General features: G+C 61.0%; 2 protein-coding genes and 1 pseudogene. 2 read left to right on the forward strand and 1 reads right to left on the reverse strand.

Features of this window, described 5'->3' with window-relative positions; translation table 11 throughout:
- Nucleotides 1-263 (reverse strand): annotated as a pseudogene (locus WBQ77_RS08285) (hypothetical protein); the annotation flags it as partial.
- A 653-nt stretch (nt 264-916) separates the two neighbouring features.
- Between WBQ77_RS08285 and WBQ77_RS08290 the strand changes: the two are divergent.
- Together WBQ77_RS08290 and WBQ77_RS08295 are read left to right on the forward strand one after the other, a co-directional pair.
- Entirely contained in the window at nt 917-2,152 is a 1,236-nt protein-coding gene (locus tag WBQ77_RS08290; RefSeq protein WP_424059735.1) for an N-acetylmuramoyl-L-alanine amidase, read from the forward strand.
- 148 nt (nt 2,153-2,300) lie between these two features.
- Nucleotides 2,301-4,794: penicillin-binding protein 1A (locus tag WBQ77_RS08295; RefSeq protein WP_424059737.1), on the forward strand; the 2,494-nt coding region annotated here is incomplete at its 3' end.

Here is a 4,794-nt window from a genome sequence, read left to right on the forward strand (position 1 = left end):
AGCGCCTCACGATCCGCAACCGGGATCTGATAATAATCAGGGTGGATTTCAGTAAAAGCCAGAAAACCGTGCCGATTACCACCGTAATCGACAAAAGCGGCCTGCAGAGAAGGTTCTACCCGCGTGACTTTTGCGAGGTAGATATTTCCACGGAGCTGTTTTTTACTTGCGGATTCGTAATCAAATTCCTCGACACGATTCCCTTTGACGACGACCCGGGTCTCCTCCGGATGCGCCGCATCGATAAGCATTTTGTTTGCCATGTTGCTTGTTCTCCGCCGCGCGGCGTTCGGCAATCAGCGGCATGAGCCGCAGCGCCGGGCGCGAGCCTGAGGGCCACGCGGACATAATATCAGTAGACCATATTACCAAGCGACGCCCCGTCAGAGTCCCAGTTGATGGGCCTCGGGGAGCGGCCTGTCTCGGCCGCCGAGTGTCGAGAGGCAAAGAGAAAGCACCATGATTCCGGTAGCCTATCTGTCCGCCCTGACTGTGCATCGCGATTTCCTAATAGCCGCGAGCGAAGCGCTGCGACCTGTTTTTACTAAGGCGGCGATTATCCTTAAATGCCGCCGCATTCCTGCGTCAGAGCCAGATTCTCCTAGGCTCGGCGCGCCAAATTGTTTCTGCCCGTCCCGCCTTCTGGCGTCCAAGGGCTTGAGACTCACTGAAATGAGTCACCTTCTATTAGTGTGTTGCCGGGAGATTTGGCAAGTGCTGAGGGCTGGATTGGCTCTAAAGGACAACGGACGCTTAACCGGAAGTGGTTAACATTTGGGCCCTGCCGAGGGTCGATTTGGGGCCCAAGGGGCTGCAATAGCGTCCCCGTCGCGTGTCAGAGTGAACGAAATGGCGCCCGTCGCGTTTGGTGCGCAAGGCGGAGATTGAAACGGTCAAGTAGGACGAAATGCGCATCATGCGGCAGCTGGGAAGGCGGGTTTTGGCGCTGTTGTTGGCACTCTCGGCGGGTGCCCTCGTGTCCCTGGCGGGTTCCCGACCCGCATTGGCGGAATCTTCCGGCGCCATTGCGCAGGACGCGCGCCTTGCCGGAGACCGCGAGCGCACGCGCTTCATTGCCGACTTGTCCAAAAAGGTGGACGTGAACGTCTTTGCGCTTGGCAATCCCTACCGGGTTATCGTGGATGCCGCCGATGTAAGCTTTCAGATGCCCAAAGGGATCGGCAACGAGACGCGCGGCCTGGTCACGGGCTTTCGCTACGGTCTGTTCGCACCGGGCAAGTCGCGCATCGTTCTCGACCTGAGCGGACCGTTCCTCATCGACCGGTCCTTCGTGCTCGGGGCGCGGGATAACCAACCGGCGCGCCTGGTCGTCGACCTTGTGCCGACCGACGAAAAGACCTTCCTCGCAACACTGAAGGAACAGCGCACGAAGGCCGCGCAGACGGCGACCGTCGAGCGCGCCCAGGCCGTTGCGGCGTCTGACGTCGCAAAACCAGTCGTGGTGCTCGATCCGGGCCATGGCGGCATTGATCCCGGCGCCAAGAGCGCCAACGGCATCCAGGAAAAGGACGTCGTGTTGGCCTTTGCCAGGCGGCTCCGCAAGAAGCTCGAGGCTTCGGGCCGCTATAAAGTGTTCATGACCCGCGACGACGACACCTTCCTGCCGCTCAAGGAGCGGGTGAAATTCGCCCAGACGAAAAGCGCCGGGCTTTTCGTATCGCTGCACGCGGATTATTTCCCGGCCGAAATCGACGATGCGCGGGGCGCCACCGTCTTCACGCTCTCCGAGGAAGCGAGCGACGAAGAGGCGAGAGCCCTGGCTACAAAGGAGAATTTCTCCGACGCGATCGCTGGCGTGGAGCTGCCAAAGGATTCCGACGAGGTGGTGACCAACATCCTCATCGATCTGGCCCAGCGCGAGACCAATAACCGCTCGGTGGTGATGGCCCGCTCTATAGTGGGTGAGCTGGCGGCCAAGGGCCGGCTCCATACGAAACAGTTGCGTTCGGCGGGCTTCCGGGTTCTCAAGGCCCCGGACGTGCCCTCGGTGTTGCTGGAGCTCGGTTTCCTCTCAAACGAGGAGGACGAGAAGCAGCTCACCTCCGATACCTGGCGCGATCGCATGGCGGGCGCCATAAGCGCCGCGGTGGACAATTATTTCAAACAACGCATGGCCTGGGCACCGTTCTAGCGGGCCGATCCTGCGGATTCCGGTTTGGTCCGCTTGCCGGGACGTCTGCGATTCCGCGCGACTATTGCGTTTTGTTGCCATATTCTTGATTAGGTTGAAGTCAGGAATCCCGTCTTTTGGGTAGGCGGGTTAAAACAGCAGAGATCACATGGACATCACGGCACCGGTCAATCCCCCCAAACAGGGGCGGAAGAAGAAGCGAGGCGGGTTTTTCTTGCGGCTATTGGGTTTTGTCTTCGCCGCTTGCATGATCCTGTCCATCGCCGTCGCCGGTGCTGTGGCATTCGTGCTTTGGAAGGTCTCTCAGGAACTGCCGGACTACGAAAAGCTGGCCAGATACGAGCCGCCGGTCATGACCCGCATTCATGCCAATGACGGGCGTCTGATCGCGGAATATTCGCGTCAGCGGCGCATCTACGTACCGATCACGGCAGTGCCAAAGCGCGTAATCGATGCGTACCTATCCGCCGAGGACAAGAACTTCTACCAGCACGGCGGTCTGGACATGCAGGGTATTGTGCGAGCCGTGGTCGCAAATCTGAGTGGCGGCGGCGGCAAGCAGGGTGCTTCGACGATCACGCAGCAGGTTGCGAAGAACTTCCTCCTGACAAGCGATCGGAACATCGAACGCAAGCTGAAGGAGGCGATCCTCGCCATCCGTATCGAACGCGCGTTCACAAAAGACCAGATCCTCGAGCTTTACCTAAATGAGATTTATCTCGGTGGTGGCGCCTATGGTGTCGCGGCTGCGGCCCAACGTTACTGGGATAAGGCGCTCAACGAACTCACCTTGGAAGAGGCGGCTTATCTTGCCGTCCTGCCAAAGGCGCCCAGCCGATACCATCCGATTAAGCACCAGGAGCGTGCTCTGCAACGGCGGAATTGGGTCCTCGATCGCATGGTCGAGAACGGCTATGCTTCGCCTGAAGAAGGCGAGGCTGCGAAGGCCAAGCCGCTCACGGTCCTCGCGAAGAGGTTCGGGCCGCGCATTCACGCCTCCGAGTATTTTGCCGAGGAGGTGCGCCGCGAAATTCTCGACCGCTTCGGCGAAGACAAGCTCTATGGCGGTGGTTTCTCTGTTCGCACATCGCTGGATCCGCGCATGCAGGCGATAGCGCGCGAAGCCCTCGTGAACGGGCTGACCAAATATGACCGCTCCCATGCTGGCTGGCGTGGATCGGAGAAGAAGATCGAAATCACAGGCGACTGGGGCAAGACGCTCGCCGGCATTCCGGTGTGGAAGGATATTGAGCCCTGGAAGCTCGCAGTTGTTCTTGAGACCAGCAACAACCAAGCCAAGATCGGCCTTCGGCCGGGACGCGATAAGCAGGGTCAGCTGGTCGCAGAGCGCGAAACCGGCGTGATCCCGTCGTCCCAGGTCCGGTGGACCAGAAAGTCGGTCAAGTCCGCTCTTAAGCCGGGTGACGTCATCTACGTGGCGCCGCTCAAGGCGAAGACGAAGAAGGACGGCGAGACCGAGGCTCCCGAGACCGTTGCCGGGCAATGGTCGCTTCAGCAAGTTCCGAAGGTCAGTGGCGCACTTGTGGCCATGGACCCGCACTCGGGCCGCGTTGTCGCGATTGCCGGCGGCTTCAGCTTCCACCAGAGCCAGTTCGATCGCGCAACGCAGGCCCTGCGGCAGCCGGGCTCGTCGTTCAAACCTCTTATCTATTTGACCGCTCTGGACAATGGGTATGCGCCCAACAGCGTCATTCTCGACGGACGCATTTGCGTGAGCCAGGGCCGTGGCATGCCGCCGTGGTGTCCGAAGAACTATTCGGGCGGCGGCGCCGGGCCCTCGACTTTGCGCCGGGGCATCGAGAAGTCGCGGAACCTGATGACGGTGCGTCTGTCACGGGATATCGGCATGCCGGTCATCGCGGAATATTCGAAGCGCTTCGGGGTTTACGACAACCTGATGCCGGCGCTGTCAATGTCGCTCGGCGCGGGTGAGACCACGCTTCTGCGTATGGTGACGGCCTATTCGATGATTGCGAATGGCGGCCGGAAGGTGGAGCCGACCTTTATCGACCGGATCCAGAACCGCTACGGGCGCACGATCTGGAAACACGACAAGCGCGACTGCGATGGTTGCGCGGCGCGCGAATGGACCGGTCAGGCGGAGCCGGAACTCGTCGAGGTAAACGAGCAGATCGTCGATCCGATCGCCGCTTACCAGATGGTCGGTATTATGGAGGGCGTCGTGAAGTCCGGTACGGCGCGCCGTCTGGTCTCGCTTAACCGGCCTATCGGCGGCAAGACCGGGACGACCAACAATTACAAGGACGCTTGGTTCATCGGCTACACGCCCGATCTCGTCGTCGGATCCTATGTGGGCTACGACCAGCCCAAGCCCATGGGCCGAAGCGCGACGGGAGGTGGACTTGCGGCGCCGATCGTGAAGCAGTTCTTTGCCGAGGCTTTGGAGGGCGTGCCGCCGAAGCCGTTCCGTGCGCCAGAGGGGGCGGTGATGGTTCCCGTGAATCACAAGACCGGCCTACCGGCCCGAAAAGGGCAGGGCGGAACGGTCATGGAAGCTTTCAAGCCGGAGCAGGTCTCCGCTGCGGCGGCTGCCGCGGCACGGGGAGAGGCCCCGGGCGGAGGCGCGCAGGGAGCGGCATCTCCCGCGGCAGGTGCACCTG

It is taken from the genome of Methyloceanibacter sp., from assembly GCF_049590335.1.
Lineage (GTDB): Bacteria > Pseudomonadota > Alphaproteobacteria > Rhizobiales > Methyloligellaceae > Methyloceanibacter.

What these genes read in the sequence shown, in the direction of transcription:
- WBQ77_RS08290 (WP_424059735.1), top strand. Translation starts at nt 917, where the DNA reads ATGCGGCAGCTGGGAAGGCGGGTTTTGGCGCTGTTGTTGGCACTCTCG.